This window comes from Stenotrophomonas sp. ZAC14D2_NAIMI4_6 (assembly GCF_003086875.1).
In the GTDB taxonomy this organism is placed as follows: Bacteria; Pseudomonadota; Gammaproteobacteria; order Xanthomonadales; family Xanthomonadaceae; genus Stenotrophomonas.
In genome coordinates this window covers 4,221,860-4,241,510 of sequence record NZ_CP025996.1, presented here as the reverse complement: position 1 = coordinate 4,241,510, position 19,651 = coordinate 4,221,860, and the positions used below count along the sequence as shown (strand labels likewise).

18 protein-coding genes are annotated in these 19,651 nt (G+C 68.6%); 8 read left to right on the top strand and 10 right to left on the bottom strand.

What is annotated here, in order from left to right; genetic code table 11:
* Positions 1-11: 11 nt before the first annotated feature.
* Positions 12-401 (bottom strand): hypothetical protein, encoded by a 390-nt coding sequence (locus C1933_RS19235; protein ID WP_108751293.1) that lies wholly within the window; start codon positions 399-401, stop codon positions 12-14.
* 214 nt (positions 402-615) lie between these two features.
* Complete coding sequence (gene hrpB / locus C1933_RS19230; protein ID WP_108754545.1) at positions 616-3,120, bottom strand: ATP-dependent helicase HrpB; 2,505 nt, start codon at positions 3,118-3,120, stop codon at positions 616-618.
* Between the two features lie 68 nt (positions 3,121-3,188).
* On the opposite strand from hrpB, the gene C1933_RS19225 reads away from it, so the two are divergent.
* Positions 3,189-3,986, top strand: a complete 798-nt coding sequence (locus C1933_RS19225) for a TatD family hydrolase (RefSeq protein WP_108754544.1) — start codon at positions 3,189-3,191, stop codon at positions 3,984-3,986.
* Between the two features lie 311 nt (positions 3,987-4,297).
* Here C1933_RS19225 and C1933_RS19215 read toward each other — a convergent pair whose 3' ends face one another.
* From C1933_RS19215 to C1933_RS19195, 5 genes are all read right to left on the bottom strand, one after another.
* Positions 4,298-5,212 (bottom strand): NAD-dependent epimerase/dehydratase family protein, encoded by a 915-nt coding sequence (locus C1933_RS19215; RefSeq protein ID WP_108754542.1) that lies wholly within the window; start codon positions 5,210-5,212, stop codon positions 4,298-4,300.
* Complete coding sequence (gene panE, locus C1933_RS19210) at positions 5,209-6,147, bottom strand: 2-dehydropantoate 2-reductase (RefSeq protein ID WP_108754541.1); 939 nt, start codon at positions 6,145-6,147, stop codon at positions 5,209-5,211. The genes C1933_RS19215 and panE overlap by 4 nt, the downstream gene beginning before the upstream one ends.
* A 221-nt stretch (positions 6,148-6,368) precedes the next feature.
* Entirely contained in the window at positions 6,369-6,920 is a 552-nt protein-coding gene (locus C1933_RS19205) for a hypothetical protein (protein WP_159094025.1), read from the bottom strand.
* A 165-nt stretch (positions 6,921-7,085) separates the two neighbouring features.
* Complete coding sequence (locus C1933_RS19200) at positions 7,086-7,877, bottom strand: ABC transporter permease (protein ID WP_108751287.1); 792 nt, start codon at positions 7,875-7,877, stop codon at positions 7,086-7,088.
* On the bottom strand, positions 7,874-8,842 hold the full coding sequence (locus C1933_RS19195) for an ABC transporter ATP-binding protein (RefSeq protein ID WP_164274990.1): 969 nt from the start codon (positions 8,840-8,842) through the stop codon (positions 7,874-7,876). The genes C1933_RS19200 and C1933_RS19195 overlap by 4 nt, the downstream gene beginning before the upstream one ends.
* Positions 8,843-8,926: 84 nt before the next feature.
* On the opposite strand from C1933_RS19195, the gene C1933_RS19190 reads away from it, so the two are divergent.
* The 4 genes from C1933_RS19190 (at position 8,927) to C1933_RS19175 (ending at position 13,271) form a co-directional block, all read left to right on the top strand.
* Complete coding sequence (locus C1933_RS19190; RefSeq protein WP_108754539.1) at positions 8,927-9,676, top strand: ferredoxin--NADP reductase; 750 nt, start codon at positions 8,927-8,929, stop codon at positions 9,674-9,676.
* A 144-nt stretch (positions 9,677-9,820) separates the two neighbouring features.
* On the top strand, positions 9,821-11,347 hold the full coding sequence (locus C1933_RS19185) for an alpha/beta fold hydrolase (protein WP_108754538.1): 1,527 nt from the start codon (positions 9,821-9,823) through the stop codon (positions 11,345-11,347).
* Positions 11,344-12,090: an ATP-binding cassette domain-containing protein gene (locus tag C1933_RS19180; RefSeq protein ID WP_108751282.1), complete on the top strand. Its 747-nt coding sequence runs from the start codon at positions 11,344-11,346 to the stop codon at positions 12,088-12,090. The genes C1933_RS19185 and C1933_RS19180 overlap by 4 nt, the downstream gene beginning before the upstream one ends.
* Positions 12,087-13,271, top strand: coding sequence for an ABC transporter permease (locus C1933_RS19175; RefSeq protein WP_108754537.1), 1,185 nt, complete (start codon positions 12,087-12,089; stop codon positions 13,269-13,271). Before C1933_RS19180 ends, C1933_RS19175 begins: the two co-directional genes overlap by 4 nt.
* On the opposite strand, the gene C1933_RS19170 is transcribed toward C1933_RS19175, so the two are convergent.
* The 3 genes from C1933_RS19170 to C1933_RS19160 all read right to left on the bottom strand — a co-directional run bounded on the left by C1933_RS19170 (position 13,258) and on the right by C1933_RS19160 (position 15,947).
* Complete coding sequence (locus C1933_RS19170) at positions 13,258-13,896, bottom strand: transposase (RefSeq protein ID WP_108754536.1); 639 nt, start codon at positions 13,894-13,896, stop codon at positions 13,258-13,260. The genes C1933_RS19175 and C1933_RS19170 overlap by 14 nt on opposite strands.
* Positions 13,897-14,107: 211 nt before the next feature.
* Positions 14,108-15,124, bottom strand: coding sequence for a TonB family protein (locus tag C1933_RS19165; RefSeq protein ID WP_108754535.1), 1,017 nt, complete (start codon positions 15,122-15,124; stop codon positions 14,108-14,110).
* A 199-nt stretch (positions 15,125-15,323) separates the two neighbouring features.
* Complete coding sequence (locus C1933_RS19160) at positions 15,324-15,947, bottom strand: TIGR00645 family protein (protein ID WP_108754534.1); 624 nt, start codon at positions 15,945-15,947, stop codon at positions 15,324-15,326.
* Between the two features lie 110 nt (positions 15,948-16,057).
* Between C1933_RS19160 and C1933_RS19155 the strand changes: the two genes are divergently transcribed.
* The 3 genes from C1933_RS19155 (at position 16,058) to C1933_RS19145 (ending at position 19,647) form a co-directional block, all read left to right on the top strand.
* On the top strand, positions 16,058-16,747 hold the full coding sequence (locus C1933_RS19155; protein ID WP_108751277.1) for a glutathione S-transferase N-terminal domain-containing protein: 690 nt from the start codon (positions 16,058-16,060) through the stop codon (positions 16,745-16,747).
* Between the two features lie 134 nt (positions 16,748-16,881).
* Complete coding sequence (locus tag C1933_RS19150) at positions 16,882-19,107, top strand: S9 family peptidase (protein ID WP_108754533.1); 2,226 nt, start codon at positions 16,882-16,884, stop codon at positions 19,105-19,107.
* Between the two features lie 24 nt (positions 19,108-19,131).
* Positions 19,132-19,647, top strand: a complete 516-nt coding sequence (locus C1933_RS19145) for a cytochrome c oxidase assembly factor Coa1 family protein (RefSeq protein ID WP_108754532.1) — start codon at positions 19,132-19,134, stop codon at positions 19,645-19,647.
* The last annotated feature ends 4 nt before the right edge of the window (positions 19,648-19,651 follow it).

Here is a 19,651-nt window from a genome sequence, read left to right as displayed (position 1 = left end):
TCTGATGGGGCTCAGGTATCGCTGCCGATATCGCTGTGCTCGTCCACCACGGTGTCGTTGCGGCGGTCACGCGCGTGGATGCGCTGCGCCTGGCCATTCACCACATGGCCGTTGGCCGCCTTCTTCTTCTGCTGCTTGCGGTACAGCGCGTAGCCCAGCAGGCCCACGCCCACCGCTGCGGCGGCAATGGTCACCGCCGGGTTGCGGCGGGCGAACTTGGTGGCCACCTTGCCCCCGGTCTTTACCGCACCCAGCGCAGCGCCGGTCTTGATCCAGTCGCTGGCCTGCGGGCCCAGGTGGCGCAGGCTGCCGCCGGCACTCTTCAGGCCATCGCCAGCGCTGTGGGCCAGGTCCAGGGCGCGCTCCAGGGCGCGGTCGGTGATTACGGTCAGCTTGCTCATGCGGGGGTCCTTTGCCTCGGGTCGAAGTCCAGTGTGTCGTGCTGCCTGTAAACGGTATGTCAGGCAGGCGGGCATGCGCCTTGACGCTACCGCAGCCGTTCAGCAACAGGAAGGGTGGGGTCGGATCCCTTTCCCGTGGGAAAGGGCTCTGACCCCGCTGCGCGCCCAGAGGGTCACAGCCCTTTGCTTTGCAAAGGGATCCGACCCCCATCACTCAGGTGCCGCGCGGTTTGGCGCGGTGGGTCGCGGTGGCCGTCCACGGGTCATCCGGCCAGGGGTGGCGCGGGTAGCGCCCCTTCATTTCCTTCTTCACCTCGGCATAGGTGTTTTCCCAGAAGTTGCGCAGGTCCTGGGTGACCTGCAGCGGCCGGCCGCCGGGCGACAGCAGGTGCAGGGTCAGCGGCACCCGGCCATCGGCAATGCGCGGGGTGTCGGCCAGGCCGAACAGCTCCTGCAGCTTCACCGCCAGCACCGGCGGCTGCGGCTCGCCGGTTTCACTGTCCAGGCCATAGGTGATCGCCCGCTCCAGTCCCGAAGGCACGCTGATGCGGGTGGGCGCATGGCGTTCCACCAGTTGCCGTTGCGCCCACTCCAGCGGCGATTTCAGCGCTTCGCCGAAACTGCTCTCGTCCAGCGCATCCAGCCGCGTCTTGCCGGCAAAGGCCGGTTGCAGCCACTGCGCGCGGCCGGCCAGCAGGGCCGCATCACTGCAGTCGGGCAGGCCCAGGTCGGGCATCCAGCGGCGCAGCGACTCCACCCGCGCCTGCCACTGGCGCAGGCCCTCGGTCCACGGCAATGCCTGCAGTCCCAGTTCGGCCACGGCATCGGTCAGCGCCTGCGCGGCGTGCTGCGGGTCCACCCGCCCGGCCGAACGGCTGTCCAGCACGATGCGGTCGAAGCGGGTCTCGCGCAGGGCCACCAGGGCGCGCCGTTCGCTGTCCCAGCGCACGGTGTCCTCGGTCACGAAGCGCTGCGGCCAGGTGGCACGCAGATAGCCTTCGTCCACCGGCGCGGCGCGCAGCAGCAGTGCATCGCGGGCCTCGAAGCGCAATTCGCTGGCCACCAGCCACGGTTCACCGCGCAGGTCGCTCAGCTCGTGCAGGCGCGCGCTGCGGCCGTTGGCCAGCAGGTAGCGCAGCGGGTCGGACGGATGCTGGAACGCGATGCGGTCGGGGAAGGCATGGGCCAGCAGATCGCCCAGTTCGTGCGCTTCGATGCTGGCCGGTGGCAGCGCATCGCATCGCAGGCGTCGGCGCCACTGCTTGGCCGCCGCATCGATCGCGGCCAGGCCGCTGCGGTTGGCATCGGCCGGTGCACGGCCATTGCGGAACGCGGCCAGTGCGCGCCAGCGCGCCGCCAGCGCATCGCCGCCCTGGCGCAGCGGATCGCGTGCTTCCAGCAGGGCGGCCAGATCGGCGGCCAGCGCCTGCGCGCGTGCATCCGCAGCGGCCAGCAGCATCGCCGCCAGCCGCGGGTGGGTGCCCAGCGCCAGCACGCGTCGGCCCAGCGCGGTAATCGCCCCGCTGCTGCTGAGTGCGCCCAGCCGTTGCAGCAGCTCGCGCGCGGCGGCCATCGGCCCGCTGGGCGGGGTATCGACGAAGCGCAGATCGCTGCTGCCCCAGGCGGCCAGCTCCAGCGCCAGCCCGGCCAGTTCCACCTGTTCGATTTCCGCACGCCGCTGTGGCTCCAGCCGTTGCGACTGCGGCCACAGCCGCCAGGCCACGCCTTCGGCCACGCGGCCGGCGCGGCCGGCACGCTGGTCGGCCGAGGCCTGCGCGATCGCCACCACGTCCAGCCGGGTGAAGCCGCTGTTGGGGTCGTAGCGCGGTTCGCGGGCCTGGCCACTGTCGATCACCACGCGCACGCCGGGCAGGGTCACCGACGATTCGGCCACGTTGGTGGCCAGCACCACGCGGCGTCGGCCATCGCTGGCCGCCTGCAGCACGCGCGCCTGCTGTTCCACCGGCAGTTCACCATGCAGGGCCAGCACCTCCACGCTGCTGTCCAGCGCGTCCTGCAGGCCGGCTTGTACGCGCGCGATCTCGCGCTGGCCGGGCAGGAACACCAGCGCGTCGCCGGGGTGTTCGGCCAGGGCCTGCTGCACCGCGCGGCGCACCTGCAGTTCCAGCGTCTCGTCGCGCCGGGCCGGGAAGTGGCTGATCGCCACCGGGTAGCTGCGGCCTTCGCTGCTCAGTCGTGGTGCATCCAGGAAGCGCGCCAGGCGCTCACCGTCCAGGGTGGCCGACATCACCAGCAGGCGCAGGTCCTCGCGCAGCTGCGCCTGCACGTCCAGCGCCAGTGCCAGCCCCAGGTCGCCGCTCAGATGGCGTTCGTGGAATTCATCGAACAGGATCGCGCCCACTGTCTCCAGCATCGGGTCGTCCTGCAGCATGCGGGTCAGGATGCCCTCGGTGACCACCTCGATGCGGGTGCGCGCCGAAACCTTGTTCTCGAAGCGGATGCGGTAGCCCACCGTGCCACCCACGTCCTCGCCCAGTTGCCGGGCCATGAACAGCGCCGCGCTGCGTGCGGCCACCCGGCGCGGTTCCAGCAGGATGATCCTGCGGCCCTGCAGCCACGGTGCATCCAGCAGGGCCAGCGGCACCTGGGTGGTCTTGCCGGCACCGGGCGGGGCTTCCAGCACCAGGCGCGGGTGGTCGGCCAGGTGCTGCTGGATCTGCGGCAGCAGCGGCGAAATCGGGAAGAGCGGGGCATTCATGTGCAAAGGATAAGGGGCGCAGCGCGGCGCAGGTACAATGCGCGGGTTTTCCTGTCTCTGCTGCCCCCATGCACCTGATCGATATCGGCGCCAACCTCACCCACGATTCCTTCGACCGCGACCGCGACGCCGTACTGGACCGCGCACGCCAGGCCGGGGTGGTGCAGATGGTGATCACCGGCGCCAGCCGCGAGCATTCGCCGCTGGCCCTGCAGCTGGCGCAGCAGCATCCGGGCTTCCTGTACGCCACCGCCGGCGTGCACCCGCACCACGCGGTGGAATACACCGACGAATGCGATGCGGAAATGCGCGCGCTGCATGCGCATGCCGAAGTGGTGGCCGTGGGCGAATGCGGGCTGGATTACTTCCGTGATTTCTCGCCGCGCCCGGCGCAGCACCGTGCGTTCGAGCGCCAGCTGCAGCTGGCGGCCGACAATGGGAAGCCGTTGTTCCTGCACCAGCGCGACGCGCACGCCGATTTCATGGCGCAGATGAAGAACTTCGACGGCCGCCTGGGCCCGGCAGTGGTGCACTGCTTCACCGGCGAGCGTGACGAACTGTTCGATTACCTGGACCAGGATTGGTACATCGGCATCACCGGCTGGTTGTGCGACGAACGCCGCGGCGCACACCTGCGCGAACTGGTGAAGAACATTCCGGCCAACCGCCTGATGATCGAGACCGACGCGCCGTACCTGCTGCCGCGCACCCTGAAGCCGATGCCGAAGGACCGCCGCAACGAACCGATGTTCCTGTCGCACATCGTGGAAGAGCTGGCTCGCGACCGTGGCGAAGACGTGGCGGTGACCGCAGCCAACGCCACCGCAGCCACGCGCACGTTCTTCCGGTTGCCCGACGCGGGTTGAGCGCGTGGGCGGCGTGGCGAAACGCCACGCGTCGCGATGTCGAACGGACCGACGTTACGCCGTGATGTCGAACGCATCGATCATACGCCGTGATGTCGAACGAACCGACATTGCGCCGCGATGTCGAACGAGCCGACCTTGCGCCGTAGAGTCGAGCTTGCTCGACTGCTGTTGGCAGAAGCAGTCGAGCAAGCTCGACTCTACGATGCCGGCCATCCGGCCATCCGGCCATCCGGCCATCCGGCCATCCGTCATCCGTCATCCGTCATCCGTCATCGCCCGGCGGTGCGGGCAATCCACGAGCGCCCGGATCAATCAACGCCGGCAGCAGGTAGCGCCGGGCCATGCCCGGCGAGCGCAGCGGCCAGATCTTCCAGCCCCTCGCTATACGTCGCAAACCGCGGCGCCCACCCCAGCGCTTCGCGCGTGCCACGGCTGTCGATGCGCTTGTTGCTGGCATAGAAGCGGCGCAGCGTCGGGCTCACCGCCGGGTCGTCCCAGGCCACTGCCGGGGGCAGGGTGAAGCCCCCCAGCTGCGCGGCATACGCCAGCACGTCCTGCGGTGGCGCCGGTTCGTCATCGGCGGGCAGGTACAACCCCCCCGGCGTGGGCCGTCGCATCGCCGCGATGACCACCGCGGCCAGATCCTCCACGTGCAGCCGGTTGAACACCAGCCCGGGCCGCAGCACGTGGCGGGCGCGGCCCTGCGCCAACTGCAGCAGCGCATTGCGGCCAGGGCCATACAGGCCCGGCAGGCGGAACACCGCCGAATCGATGCCGCGCTCCCTCGCCAGCGCCTGCCATTGCGCTTCCGCACGCAGACGCTGCACACCCGCCGCCTCGGTGCTGTCGGCCACGCTGTGTGCATCCACCCAGCCACCGTCGCGGTCGGCATACACCGAGGTGGACGACAGATAGCCTACCCAGCGCAGCGCCGGGCTGGCCAGCAACGCCGGCTGCAGCACGCGCAGCGCCGGATCTCCGTCGGCATCGGGCGGCACGCTGCACAGCACGGCCTGCGCCTGCGAAACGGCCTCCAGCAGGGCCGCTGGCGGCGCCGCATCGGCATGCAGTGCGAACCGCTGCAGTCCGTCAGCGGGCGCGGCGGTGGGGTCACGCACCGTGCCTGCCACTGGCACCCCCAACGCCTGCAGGCGGGCGGCAAGCACGCGGCCGCTCCAGCCCAGGCCCAGGATCAGCACCGGTGCGGGCAGCGCCGTGTTCACGCCGCGCGCTGTGCCTGGTAGGCCTGCAGGCTGCTGTAGGCCACCTGCAGCAGCAAGGCTTCCTGGCCGGCGGTGCGTGCACGGGCCAGCATGTCGCCCACGATCTGCGCGGCCTCGACCTGCTGGCCGGCCTCCAGATCGCGCAGCATCGAGGCCTTCAGCGCCGAACCGGCCTGGGTCAGGGTGCTGCGGGCAACGTCCTGTGCATCGTCGGGAATCGGTTCGCCGGCGGCCTCGGCCACGGCCAGGCATTCGTCGTACAGGCCGCGCACGATGGCCTGGCCATCGTCGGTGGCCACGATGGTGCCGATGTCCGCGCGCAGCAGGCAGGTTGCGGCGGCCAGCGCGGTCAGGAAGGTGTACTTGATCCACTGCTCCTGGCCAATCTGGCCGCTGGCCAGGTGGTCCACGCCGGCCTGTACGCAGGCGGCAGCGAAGGCCTGCACGCGCGGCGACAGGGCGCCGCCATCACGCTCGCCGAAGGTCAGCTTGGCCGGCCGGCCCAGGTGCAGCACCGCGCCGTCGGCGGCCTTGGTGGCGCTGATGAAGCACAGCCCACCCAGTACCGCCTCGCGGCCGAAGCGTGCATCCAGCGCGGCGTAGTGGTGCAGTCCATTGAGGATCGGCAGCACGGTGGTCGCCGGGCCCACGGCCGGGGCGATCGCGTCAATCGAACTGTCCAGGTCGTAGGCCTTGCAGCTCAGCATCACCAGGTCGAACGGCTGCGCGGCGGCCAGCGCGGGCAGGGCATCGGCGGTGACATGCTGCACCGGGAAGCGCGCATCGCCCAGCGGGCTCTGGATCACCAGCCCGTCGCGGTCGAGCTGGGCGGCGCGCGCGGGGCGCACCAGGAAGGTCACATCCACCCCGGACTGGGCCAGGCGGCCGCCGAAGTAACCGCCGGTGCCGCCGGCACCAAGAATCAGGATACGCATCACACCTTCACCGCAGTTGTGGGGTCACCTGCAGATTGTGCCGGAGATCGCAGTCCGTGGCGGTGCAGCTGGTGGCGGATCAGAACAAGGGGCGGGAAGACGTTCGCGCTGACGGTGTTGACCACTGCCACGCGCGGCGCAGCAGCAGAAAGAAAAGCCGGGCATGCGCCCGGCTCTTCAGCAGACGGTATCCACGCAGGGCATGGATGACCCGCCACGGTTCAATTGATCGCGGTGATGAAGGCCGGATCCTTGATGGTCTGTTCGATGTTGAGCTTGATGGTCTCGTTCAACGAACCAAAGATGTTCACGAACTTGGACGTGTTGCGCTGCACGTTCTTCACCTGGTCGTAGACCACCTGGCCCTGCGGGTCGGTCACCACGTAGCGCACGCGCAGGGTCCAGTCCACGCTGTAGCCCAGATCGTCGATCAGGAACTCTTCCACCTTGCCGCTCAGGACGTTGCCTTCCTTGTCCATCTTGATGCCGACCAGGCGCAGCTCGGAAAACACCGCATCGCGCATGATCGCATCCACGTTCTTCTCGAACAGGATGTTGCCCATGGCGGTGTTGCGCACCTGGTTGGGCTTGATCTCCCCGCCCTTGGCCGGCAGGTACTCGAACGCGGTCACATCCACCCGGCCTTCGGCGCTCAGCACCGAACTGGGGGCGTAGTTCAACGGAATGGGCCGGGAAGCGCAGCCGGCCAGAACGAGCAGGAACAGCGATGCAGCGACGAGCCGGGCAGGGCCGGCAGTACGACGGGTGAACATCTGGTTGGGTCCCCTGGTGCGTCCATGACATATGAAAAACCAGCCGGCCCGGGGGCCCGCTGGTCGGTCTGGTGAAGCGCACCGATTAGACGACCGAACCGGGCGCCAGGCAAGTGCCCTGGCGCCTCCGGAACCGGTCCCCCCACGCAGGGGGGGGGGATTACCTCAGCTGCGCATGCCCACGCCGCGGCGCAGCAGCCACAGCGCAAGTGCGGTCAGCACCACCACGAAACCGATCATCAGGGCATAGGCCACCCACACCGGCACGTCGCTGCTGCCCAGCAGGCCGTAGCGGAACGCGTTGACCATGTAGAAGATCGGGTTGGCATGGGTGGCCGCTTCGGCCCAGGTCGGCAGCAGCTTCACCGAATAGAACACGCCACCCAGGTAGGTCAGCGGGGTCAGGATGAAGGTCGGCACGATCGCCACGTCATCGAACTTCTTGGCGTACACCGCGTTGATGAAGCCGGCCAGCGAGAAGATCGTCGCGCCCAGGATCACCGTGCTCAGCGTCACCAGCGGGTGCGGAATGCGCACCGGGGTGAAGAACATGGCGATGATCAGCACGATCACGCCAACCATCAGGCCGCGCAGCACCGCACCGGCCACGTAGCCCCACAGGATCACCCAGTTCGGCATCGGGCTGACCAGCAGCTCTTCCACGTGGCGGCCGAACTTGGCGCCGAAGAACGAGGAACTGATGTTGCCGTAGCTGTTCTGGATCACGCTCATCATCACCAGGCCCGGCACGATGAACTCCATGTAGCTGTATTCGCCCATGTCGCCCACCCGCGAGCCGATCAGGCGGCCGAAGATGAGGAAGTACAGGGTCATGGTGATCGCCGGCGGCACCAGGGTCTGGCCCCAGATGCGCAGGATGCGCGCGACTTCCCGGCGCACGATGGTCATCAGCGCGATGCGGTTGCGCTGGCCGTCGGTCAGCTCGGTGGTGCTCATGCAGACGTCTCCTGGTTGCCGGTGAGGCGCACGAACAGCTCCTCCAGGCGGTTGCTCTTGGTGCGCATCGAACGTACGCGGATGCCGGCCTCGTTCAGCGTGGCGAACACGCGGTTGAGGTCCATGGCGCGCGGCATGTCGATGTCCAGCGTGTGCGCATCGGGTGCGGTCAGGGTCGCGCCCTCGATCACCGGCAGCTGCGCCGGCAGGTCACCGTCGATGTCCAGCAGGAAGCCTTCCACATCAAGCTTGGCCAGCAGGGTCCGCATCGGCCCCTGCTCCACGATCTGGCCGTGGTTGATGATGGCCAGGTTGCGGCACAGGTACTCGGCCTCTTCCAGGTAATGGGTGGTGAGGATGATCGTGGTGCCGGCGGCATTGATCTCCTTCAGCACCCGCCACATGTCGCGGCGGATCTCGATGTCCACGCCGGCGGTGGGTTCGTCCAGGATCAGCAGGCGCGGCCGGGTCATCATCGCGCGGGCGATCATCAGCCGGCGCTTCATGCCGCCGGACAGGGTGCGGCTCATCACCTGCGCCTTTTCCCACAGGTGGGCACGCTTCAGCTCTTCTTCGGCGCGCTGCTCGGCTTCCTCGCGGGCCACGCCGTAGAAACCGGCGTAGTTCACCAGGATGTCGAAGGGCTTCTCGAACAGGTTGAAGTTGATTTCCTGCGGCACCAGCCCGATCAGGCGCATGGTGGCGCTGCGGTGCTGCACCAGGTCGCTGCCGAACACTTCCACCTTGCCCTGGCTCAGGTTGACCAGGGAGCTGATGATGCCGATCAGGGTCGATTTGCCGGCGCCGTTGGGGCCCAGCAGGGCGAAGAAGTCGCCCGGGGCGACCTCCAGCGAGACCCCCTTCAGGGCCTGGGTGCCGTTGTCGTAGGTCTTGCGCAGGTCGCGCACGCGCAGGGCGGGCGCCGTTTCGTTCAGGGAAGCCAAGCTTGCAGCCTTCGCGCCCATGGGCTGGCGCAGGAGAGGGGCGGGGAGGGTCTATTATAGAAGACCCCGAGGGCTTGCCCCGGCTACACACTGTCCCGAAAAGTCGTGCCTGTCCAATTCCCCATCAAGCTGGTCGGCCGCCGCATGCTGGCGCCGACCATCGGCCACTACCAGTTCGTGCGTGATGACGGCCAGCCGCTGGATTTCCAGCCCGGCCAGTTCATCCAGGTCCATTTCGCCTACGCCGACGGCACCGAAACCAAGCGCAGCTACTCGCTGGCAACCATCCATGACCACGCCCTGGGCCCCGGCGAAGCGGTCGACATCGCCGTCAGCTTCGTGCCCGGCGGCGCCGCCACGGCGCTGTTCGAGGCCCTGGACATCGGCGGCCAGGTCAGCGCGTCCGGCCCCTACGGCCGCTTCTGCCTGCAGCCCGGCGACCACAATGCCCGCTACCTGCTGATCGCCACCGGCACCGGCGTCACCCCGTACCGGTCGATGCTGCCACTGCTGGCTACGGCCATGGCCGAGCGCGGCGTGCAGGTGGTGCTGCTGCAGGGCGCACGCAGCCCCGGCGAACTGCTGTACAGCGATGATTTCTACAGCTTCGCCGAAAAGCACCCGAACTTCCGCTATGTGCCGTGCCTGTCGCGCGAACTGCCGGCCGAGCCGCACCCGGACGTGCACCACGGCTACGTGCAGCAGGCCCTGGCCGGCATCCAGCCGGACCCGGTCACCGACATCGCCTACCTGTGCGGCAACCCGGACATGGTCGATGCCTGCGCCGAGGCGCTGAAGGCGGCCGGCCTGGGCAACCCGCAGGTGCGGCGCGAGAAGTACGTCAGCAGCAAGTAAGGCTGCTGGAGGGCGCCCGGTTTTTCGACCGGCGCCCATCGCCGCCAGCAGCGTGCCCGTGTAAGTTGTCCCCTGCAGTTGGTCACATCCGCCGCGACCGCGCGTCGTGGTCGACAGGAACGTCCTCCAGGGGAAACACGCACGATGCAAAAGCACCCACTTGTACTGGCCGGGGTACTGGCCAGCCTGCTTGCCGCCGGCTGCAGCGCGCCGCCTTCCGCCGGCACCGCCGATGGTGGCGACAGTCCCAGCCGTCGCTACGGCCAGATCGATTTCCGTCCCTGCACGCTGTCCACCGTGGGCGCCAGCGCCAACGTGGAAGCGCAGTGCGCCACCTTCAAGGTGCCCGAGGACCGCGCCAACCCGGCCGGCCGCAGCATCGACCTGCGCATTGCCCTGCTGGAAGCGGGCAACAGCGGTGCCGGTGCGCCGGACCCGGTGTTCTTCCTGGCCGGTGGGCCGGGCCAGGCCGCCAGCGAAGTGGCCGTCATTGTCGATACCGCCCTGCGCCAGGTGCGCAAGCAGCGCGACATCTTCCTGATCGACCAGCGCGGCACCGGCGGCTCCAACCCGCTCAGCTGCCTGGGTGCCGATGGCAAGGAACTGCAGCTGGACGAAGACGCTGCGCCCACCGAAGCGGTGATGCGCGACTTTGCCACGCAGTGCCTGGCCTCGCTGAAGGGCCGTGCCGACCCGCGCTTCTACACCACCACCGAAGCCATTGCCGATCTGGACGCCGTGCGCCAGGCGCTGGGCGCGGAAAAGCTGAACCTGGTGGGCGGCTCGTATGGCACGCGCGTGGCCCAGCGCTATGCCATGGCCTACCCGCAGCACACCCGCAGCATCGTCATTGACGGCGTGGTACCCAACGACCTGGTGGTCGGCGGCGAGTTCGCCAAGACCTTCGACAACGCCATCACCCTGCAGTCGGCGCAGTGCCGCAAGGATGCCGCCTGCAGCAAGCGCTTCCCGGTGGATACCCGCGAACAGCTGCGCAGCGTGGCCGACACCCTGCGCCGTGCGCCGGTCACCGTGGATTACCGCGACCCCGGCACCAATGCGCCGCGCCAGGACGTGTTGTCGCCGGACAGCGTGGTCGGCCTGGCGTTCGCTTTCTCCTACGTGCCGGAATATTCATCGCTGCTGCCGCTGGTGCTGGATGAAGCGGCGCAGGGCCGTTACGCGCCGCTGGCCTCGCTGGTACGCGGTGCCACCCGCAGCATGGATTTCCAGATCAACCGTGGCATGCAGTGGTCGGTCATCTGCAGCGAAGACGCGCCGCGCTTCCAGGCGCCGCCGGAAAGCGATGACGCCCTGTTCGGTGCCGAGGCGGCACGCGCGTTCTTCGCCGCCTGCCCGGTGTGGCCGCACCAGCCGGCACCGGCAGCGACCACCGCCGCGCTGAAGGGCGACCTTCCGGTGCTGCTGCTGTCCGGCGAGCTGGACCCGGTCACCCCACCGCGTTACGCCGACCAGGTGGTCAAGGGCCTGCCCAACGGGCGCGCCCTGGTCGCCCGCGGCCAGGGCCACGGCACGCTCAGCGCCGGCTGCATGCCGCGCCTGCTCGGCCAGTTCATCGACACCACCGACGCCAAGGCACTGGATGCCAGCTGCCTGGACACGCTGAGCTACGTGCCGGCATTCACCTCGTTCAACGGATGGGCCCCATGATCGTCGCCGAGAACCTGCACAAGGGTTTCGACACCCGCACCGGCCGCATCCAGGCCGTGGCCAACGTCGGCTTCACTGCTGCTGATGGCCGCATCACCGGCCTGCTGGGCCCCAACGGCGCCGGCAAGACCACCACCATGCGCATGCTGTACACGCTGATGACCCCCGACCAGGGCAGCATCACCGTCGATGGCATCGACGCGGCGCGCGATCCGGTGGAAGTGCGCCGCCACCTGGGCGTACTGCCCGACGCCCGTGGCGTCTACAAGCGGCTGACCGCGCGCGAGAACATCGCCTACTTCGGCGAACTGCACGGCCTGTCGGCGCAGCAGATCCGCGAACGCACCGAGGTGCTGTCGCATGCGCTGGACATGGGCGACATCCTGGACCGGCAGACCGATGGCTTCTCGCAGGGCCAGCGGACCAAGACCGCCATCGCGCGTGCGCTGGTGCACGACCCGCGCAACGTCATCCTGGACGAACCCACCAACGGCCTGGACGTGATGACCACCCGCGCACTGCGCCGGTTCCTGCTGGGCCTGCGCGAAGAAGGGCGCTGCGTGATCCTGTCCAGCCACATCATGCAGGAAGTGGGCGCGCTGTGTGACCACATCGTCATCATCGCCAAGGGCACCGTGATGGCCGCCGGCAGCAGCGATGAACTGCGTGCACAGGCGGGCGAAACCAATCTGGAAGATGCGTTCGTGAAACTGATCGGCAGCGAAGAGGGCCTGCACGCATGAGCATGATGTCGACCCTGATGACGGTGATGCGCAAGGAACTGCGCGATCTGTCGCGTGACCGCCGCACGCTGGCGCTGACCCTGCTGTTCGGGCCGCTGCTGTACCCGCTGCTGATCCTGGGCATGGGCAAGCTGTCGGAAAGCCGGGTGCGCACGCAGATTGAACAGCCGCTGCAGATTCCCACCATCGGCGCCGAACACGCGCCCAACCTGGTGCGCTTCCTGGCCGCACAGGGCCTGAATGCCACCACCGCACCGGCCGATCTGGCCGAGGCCATCCGTTCGCAGGACATCGATGTTGCCCTGCGCATCAGTGCCGATTTCGGCAAGGACTGGGCCGACGGCAAGCCGGCGCTGGTGGAAGTGATCCGTGACAGCACCCGGCGTGCCGCCGAAGTGCCCAGTGCGCGGTTGCAGGCGGCGCTGGCCACCTACAACGGCCAGGTGGGGGCACTGCGGTTGATGGCACGTGGCGTGGATGCGCAGGTGGCACGCCCGCTGGATGTGGCCCAGCAGGACATGGCCAGCGCCGAAGCCAAGCGCGGCATGATGCTGTCCATGCTGCTGCCGGTGCTGCTCACGCTCACCTCGTTCATTGGTGGCGCCTACCTGGTGATGGATTCCACCGCCGGCGAGCGTGAGCGGCAGTCGCTGGAGCCGCTGCTGGCCACGCCGGGTTCGCGCAGTGCGATTGTCAGCGGCAAGATCGCCGCGGCCTGCGTGGTTGGCTTTGCCTCGCTGCTGCTCACGCTGGTGGCATTCAAACTGAGCGCGCAGATCGCCCCCGGCAATGTCGGCCGGCAGTTGAACATGAACATCGTGTCCATGCTGCAGATGCTGCTGGTCATGCTGCCCATGCTGCTGATCGGCACCTCGCTGCTGACCTACCTGTCGGCGGCCGCCAAGAGCATGAAGGAAGCGCAGAGCCACATGACCTGGCTGGTGCTGCTGCCCATGCTGCCGGGCTACGCGCTGATGGCCTACCCGGTGAAGAGCGAGCTGTGGCAGTACGCGGTGCCGTTCCTGTCGCAGAACCAGATGCTGTTGAAGGTGATCCGCCACGAAGCGATCTCGCCGACGGTGTGGGGCATCTATCTGGGTGCCAGCCTGGGCCTGGCCGCGGTGCTGTGGTTCGCTGCCGTGCGCCGCTACCACAACGAGCGCCTGGCTATTTCCGGCTGAGCCGGGGCGCGCGCAGGGTGACCGCCACCCCGAGGGCAGGCGGTCGCCGTGCCAGAGCCTCGATCGCGATGGCATCGGCATGCGCGGTGCCATCGCACAGGAAGGCGGCGTAGCGCAGGGCACGCTCCTGCGCATCTGCGCCCAGCGCCAGGTACTGCGGGTGCGCTGTCAGCAGCGCATCTTCGCGCAGCCCGAGGTTGCCGTGGATGCTGGACCAGGCGTGCTGTTCGGGGTGTTCCACCACACGCGCATGCACCGGTCCCCGTTCCACATGGCGGTGCGCCCCCAGCAGATACGCCGGGTCCTGCACGGGCAGGCACTGCAGCCCGGTCTGCCACTGCGGCGCGGGGCGCCCATGCCGTTGGCTGAAGGCCCGGCTGTAGGCGGCGCAGCACGCGCGCAGCGCACGCACCACCCCATCGCCTGTGCGCGGTGTAGCCAGCAGATGCAGATGGTCATCCATCACCACGTAGGCATGCAGCAGCAGCCCGTGCTTCAGCAGCGCGCTGTGCAGCAGGGCCAGCAGCTGGCGACGATCGTCGTCGTCGACGAACAAGGTGGCCGGGTGGCGCGCGCGCTGCCGCACCAGGCAGGGCGGGTAGGGGGACAGTGGCGGATGGTGCATCGCGCGTGCCTGGCGCAGGGAATCCCCCAGCCTGCACGGCCCGCAACGGCGGCGCGAGCGGGCAACACGCCAGCAAGGCCCGCAGCGTGTCGGCGGCAGCCCCCTCGCAGCCAGACGCGACAGGTTCCCCGCACAGGGCCCAATACCCACAACGCAACAGGGCCCGGATCGCTCCGGGCCCTGCAGGCAGTTCGCAGTCGTGGCGGGTGGATCAACCGCCCGGCGCGAACACCAGCGTGCGGCGGGTGGTGACCGGTGCCCCCACCGGCTCGAAGCGCCAGCGCTTCACCGCGTTCAGTGCCTCGCGGTCGAACACGCGCGACGGTGTGGCGCGCAGCACGCGTGCATTGGTCACCGAACCGTCGGTGCCCACGGTGATCTCCACCAGCACTTCGCCGGACGTACCCGAGCGCAGCGCCTCAGACGGATAGCGCGGCGCCGGCGTGCTGACCGGGCGCAGGCTCGGTGCCGCGGTGGCAGCGGCCTGGCGTGCGGCCGTCGCGGCCTGGGCGGCCGCCTGCTGCTGCTTCTGCTCGGCCTCGCGGCGTGCGGCGGCCTGGCGTTCGGCATCCTGGCGCTCGCTGTCGCGGCGGGCCGCGTCCTGCTGGGCGGCAATCTGCTTGGCGGCCTCGGCTTCCTTCACCCGCTGGTCGGCCAGGCGCTGCTGTTCCACCAGCTGCTTGGCGCGGTCTTCGGCGTCCTTCTTGACCTTGGCGGTCTCGTCTTCGGTGCGCTTGGCAGCCACCTGCACGCCCTTGGTCATGCCTTCCTTCAGGCGCGGCAGGGCCGGGGCGGACGGGTCCACCTTCTCGATCAGCGCGACCAGGCGCTGGGCTTCGCTGAAGTCCTCGCGGCCCAGGTGCTGTTCGGCGGCAATAAGCGTGTACGGCAGCAGGTCGGTCAGCGCGCTCTTCACCGAGGCGTCGTCCGGGGTCTTGTCACGCAGGGCCAGGTAGTACTCGATGGCGTTGTCGCCGGCCGGCGCGTACATGCGGTTCTCGCGCAGGGCCTGGCTGGCGGCCTCGCGCAGTTGTTCGGTGCCCATCGACTGCACCTTGGCGGCGACCGCCGGTGCGGCGGCATCGGCCGGGGCCGTTGCGGCGGGCGCGGCGGCCCCGGGTGCGGCAGCGGCGGGTGTTTCTTCCTTGCCCGAGCAGGCCGCCAGGGCCAGCACCAGGGCAACCGGCATCCACCGGCGCGCGGCAGCGATCGTAGAGACGTGCGACATCCTGCTCCCCTTTAGAAGACGACGTTACGTAGTGCGTGTGGCTGCAGCGCCGGGATCGGGATCCGGGCGTGGCCGCCGGCGTTTCCCGACGCCGGCGCCGACTGCGGCGAGGGTGCAATCTAGCATCCCCGCCGCCATTGCGTACAAGGGCAGTGGCCGTGGCCGGCAGCAGCACGGGGCGGCTGCCGGCCCGCAGGGCTCAGTGCGCGCCGCCCTTGCCGTGGCCCTCGGCCTTCTCATGGCCGTTGGACATCAGCTTGTCGGTCCAGGCAATGCCGATGGCCGACAGGATGAACACGCAGTGGATGATGGTCTGCCACAGCACGCCATCGGCGGTCAGCATGGCGCAGCGGGCCGCACCGATGTTGGCGGCGGCCACGGCCATCTGTTCCGGGGTGCACAGCGGAATGCCGCCCAGCGCGCCGGTGGCGATGAAGGTCTTCAGCAGGTGGATGGAGGAGATGCCGATGATCGCCATCGCCAGCTTCACCTTCAGCACGCTGGCGTTCACGTGGCTCAGCCATTCCGGCTGGTCCGGGTGGCCTTCCAGGCGCAGGCGCGACACGAAGGTTTCATAGCCACCCACGATCACCATCACCAGCAGGTTGGAAATCATCACCACGTCGATCAGGCCCAGCACGATCAGCATGATCTGCTGCTCGCCCATCGAGGCCGAGTGGGAAATCAGGTGCCACAGCTCCTTGCCGAACAGGAACACGTAGACGCACTGCGCCACGATCAGGCCCAGGTACAGCGGCAGCTGCAGCCAGCGCGAGGCGAAGATCAGCGAGGACAGCGGGGACAGGGGGCGTTGGGGGCTCATGCAGGACAGTGCGTTGCGGGGAAGCGGCGAGGTTACCGGCCCACCATGACGGTGCCAAGCCAACCAAGGCACTAGACTGGCACTTTCCTGAACGACGCCGAGCCGACGCCATGATCGACCTGTATTACTGGCCCACCCCGAACGGCCACAAAGTGACCCTGCTGCTGGAAGAAACCGGACTGGATTACCGCGTGCACCCGGTCAACATCGGCGCCGGCGACCAGTTCAAGCCGGATTTCCTGGCCATTTCGCCCAACAACAAGATGCCGGCCATCGTCGACCATGCCCCGGCCGACGGCGGCGCCGCGCAGAGCGTGTTCGAATCCGGCGCGATCCTGCTGTACCTGGCCGAAAAGACCGGCCAGTTCCTGCCCACCAACCCGCGTGGGCGCATCGCCACCCTGGAATGGCTGTTCTGGCAGATGGCCGGGCTGGGCCCGATGAGCGGGCAGATGGGCCATTTCAACGTGTATGCGCCGGAAAAGATCGGCTATGCCATCGAGCGCTACGACAACGAAGTGCGCCGCCTGCACGGGGTGATGGACAAGCGCCTGGCCGAGCACGCCTACCTGGGCGGTGCCGAGTACAGCATTGCCGACATGGCCAGCTACCCGTGGATCGGCGCCTACGACAAGATTCCGGTCGACTTTGCCGCGTTCCCGAACCTGAAGCGCTGGCACGAAGCCATCGCCGCACGCCCGGCCACCCAGCGCGCCTACGCCCTGCGCGACAAGGTGAACCCCAACGCCGGCAAGCCGCTGAGCGACGAAGAGCGCAAGCAGCTGTTCGGCCAGCGCTGACGCTTGGCGAAACCGGGGTCAGATCCCTTTGCGCCGCAAAGGGCTCTGCCCCCCGCTGGCCATGGGCAGAAGGTCATGCTGCCTTCGCGCACCGGCTTGGTTAGGATGGACACTGACGTTGCCCGGGATGTCCCATGCGCCACCTGTTCGCCTCGCTTGCCCTCATGATCGCCACCAGCACTGTTGCCCACGCCGAAAAACTCACCCTGGAAGCCATCACCGGCCCGCTGCCGCTGTCCGGCCCCACGCTGATGAAGCCCAAGGTGGCCCCGGACGGCTCGCGCGTCACCTTCCTGCGTGGCAAGGACACCGACCGCAACCAGCTGGACCTGTGGAGCTACGACATCGGCAGCGGCCAGACCCGCCTGCTGGTGGATTCGAAGGTGGTGCTGCCCGGCACCGAAACCCTGAGCGATGAAGAAAAGGCGCGCCGCGAGCGCCAGCGCATCGCCGCCATGACCGGCATCGTCGATTACCAGTGGGCACCGGACGCGCAGCGCCTGCTGTTCCCGCTGGGCGGCGAACTGTATCTGTACGACCTGAAGCAGCAGGGTGCCGCGGCCGTGCGCCAGCTCACCCACGGCGAAGGCTTCGCCACCGACGCCAAGCTGTCGCCCAAGGGCGGTTTCGTCAGCTTCATCCGCGGCCGCAACCTGTGGGTGATCGAGCTGGCCAGCGGCAAGGCCGTGCAGCTCACCCACGATGGCAGCGCGACCATCGGCAATGGCGTGGCCGAATTCGTGGCCGACGAGGAAATGGACCGCCATACCGGCTACTGGTGGGCGCCGGATGATTCGGCCATCGCCTTCGCCCGCATCGATGAAAGCCCGGTGCCGGTGCAGAAGCGCTACGAGGTCTACGCCGACCGCACCGATGTGATCGAGCAGCGCTACCCGGCCGCCGGCGATGCCAACGTGACCGTGAAACTGGGTGTGATCGCGCCGGCCGCCGCTGCCGCGCCGCGCTGGATCGACCTGGGCAAGGAACAGGACATCTACCTGGCGCGCGTGGATTGGCGCGATGGCCAGCGCCTGACCTACCAGCGCCAGTCGCGCGACCAGAAGCAGCTGGACCTGGTGGAAGTGGACCTGGCCGGCAAGGGCACGCGCACGCTGGCCCATGAAACCAGCCCGACCTGGGTGCCGCTGCACAACAGCCTGCGCTTCCTGCAGGACGGCAGCCTGCTGTGGTCGTCCGAACGCAGCGGTTTCCAGCACCTGTACCGCATTGGCAACGACGGCAAGACCACCGCACTCACCCACGGCAACTGGCCGGTGGACGAACTGCTGGCCGTGGACGAAGCGGCGGGCAAGGTCTATTTCCGCGCCGGCATCGACTCGGCACGCGAAAGCCAGATCTACGCCGTGTCGCTGCAGGGTGGCGCGCCGCAGCGTCTGTCGCAGGCCCCGGGCATGCACAGCGCCAGCTTCGCCCGCAACGCCAGCGTGTACGTGGACACCTGGTCCAACAGCAACACCCCGCCGCAGATCGAGCTGTACCGCGCCAATGGCGAGAAGATCGCCACCCTGCTGCAGAACGATCTGGCCGACCCCAAGCACCCCTACGCGCGCTACCGCGATGCGCAGCGGCCGATCGAGTTCGGCACGCTCACCGCCGCCGACGGCAAGACCGCGCTGAACTACAGCATCATCAAGCCGACCGGCTTCGACCCGTCCAAGCGCTACCCGGTGGCGGTGTACGTGTATGGCGGCCCGGCCAGCCAGACCGTCACCGACAGCTGGCCCGGCCGTGGCGACCATCTGTTCAACCAGTACTTGGCCCAGCAGGGTTACGTGGTGTTTTCGCTGGACAACCGCGGTACCCCGCGTCGCGGCCGTGATTTCGGCGGCGCGCTGTACGGCAAGCAGGGCACGGTGGAAGTGGCCGACCAGCTGCGCGGCGTGGCCTGGCTGAAGCAGCAGCCCTGGGTGGACCCGGCGCGCATTGGCGTGCAGGGCTGGTCCAACGGCGGCTACATGACCCTGATGCTGCTGGCCAAGGCGTCGGACAGCTATGCCTGCGGCGTGGCCGGCGCACCGGTCACCGACTGGGGCCTGTACGACAGCCACTACACCGAACGCTACATGGACTTGCCCAAGCGCAACGACGCCGGCTACCGCGAAGCGCGCGTGCTCACCCATATCGACGGCCTGCGCTCGCCGCTGCTGCTGATCCACGGCATGGCCGACGACAACGTGCTGTTCACCAATTCCACCAGCCTGATGAGCGCGCTGCAGAAGCGTGGCCAGCCGTTCGAACTGATGACCTACCCGGGCGCCAAGCACGGCCTGTCCGGCGCCGACGCGCTGCACCGCTACCGCGTGGCCGAAGCCTTCCTGGAGCGCTGCCTGAAGCCCTGATCGCGACTGGGAAGGAGCCCGCCGATGCCGCTGCCACCGCCCGTTCCCGCACATGCCGCCCCCGCCACCGGCTGGTGGCGGCGCCACTGGCGCTGGGCCATGCCGCTGGCCGTGGTGCTGCTGCTGGCCACCCTGGGCGGCGCTACCGGGTGGAGCCTGCTGCGCTGGAGCGATGCCGCGCGCGACAGCGCACCCATGCGCGAGGCCATGCGCCGCGCTGGGTGCAGCATTGAACTGGTGCAGGCCTTCGGCGAACCGCTGCAGGCCGACGCGATGCCGGTGGGCAGCATGCAGACCGCAATCGACGGCCAGCGCAACGTTGGCCTGATCGTCGGCCTGCAGGGACCAGATGCACGCGGGCGCCTGTTCGTGCAGGGCAGCCGTCGTGATGACGTCTGGGATTACCCGGTGATGTACGTGCTGGGCGAAGACGAACAGACCTTCGACCTGAGCGCGCTGGACGATTCGGAAGCCGCAGAGGAGTGTGCGCTGCGGGAGTGCCGTGCGCGGGGCGGCTGTGGGGTGGGGTTGGCGTTGTGACCGC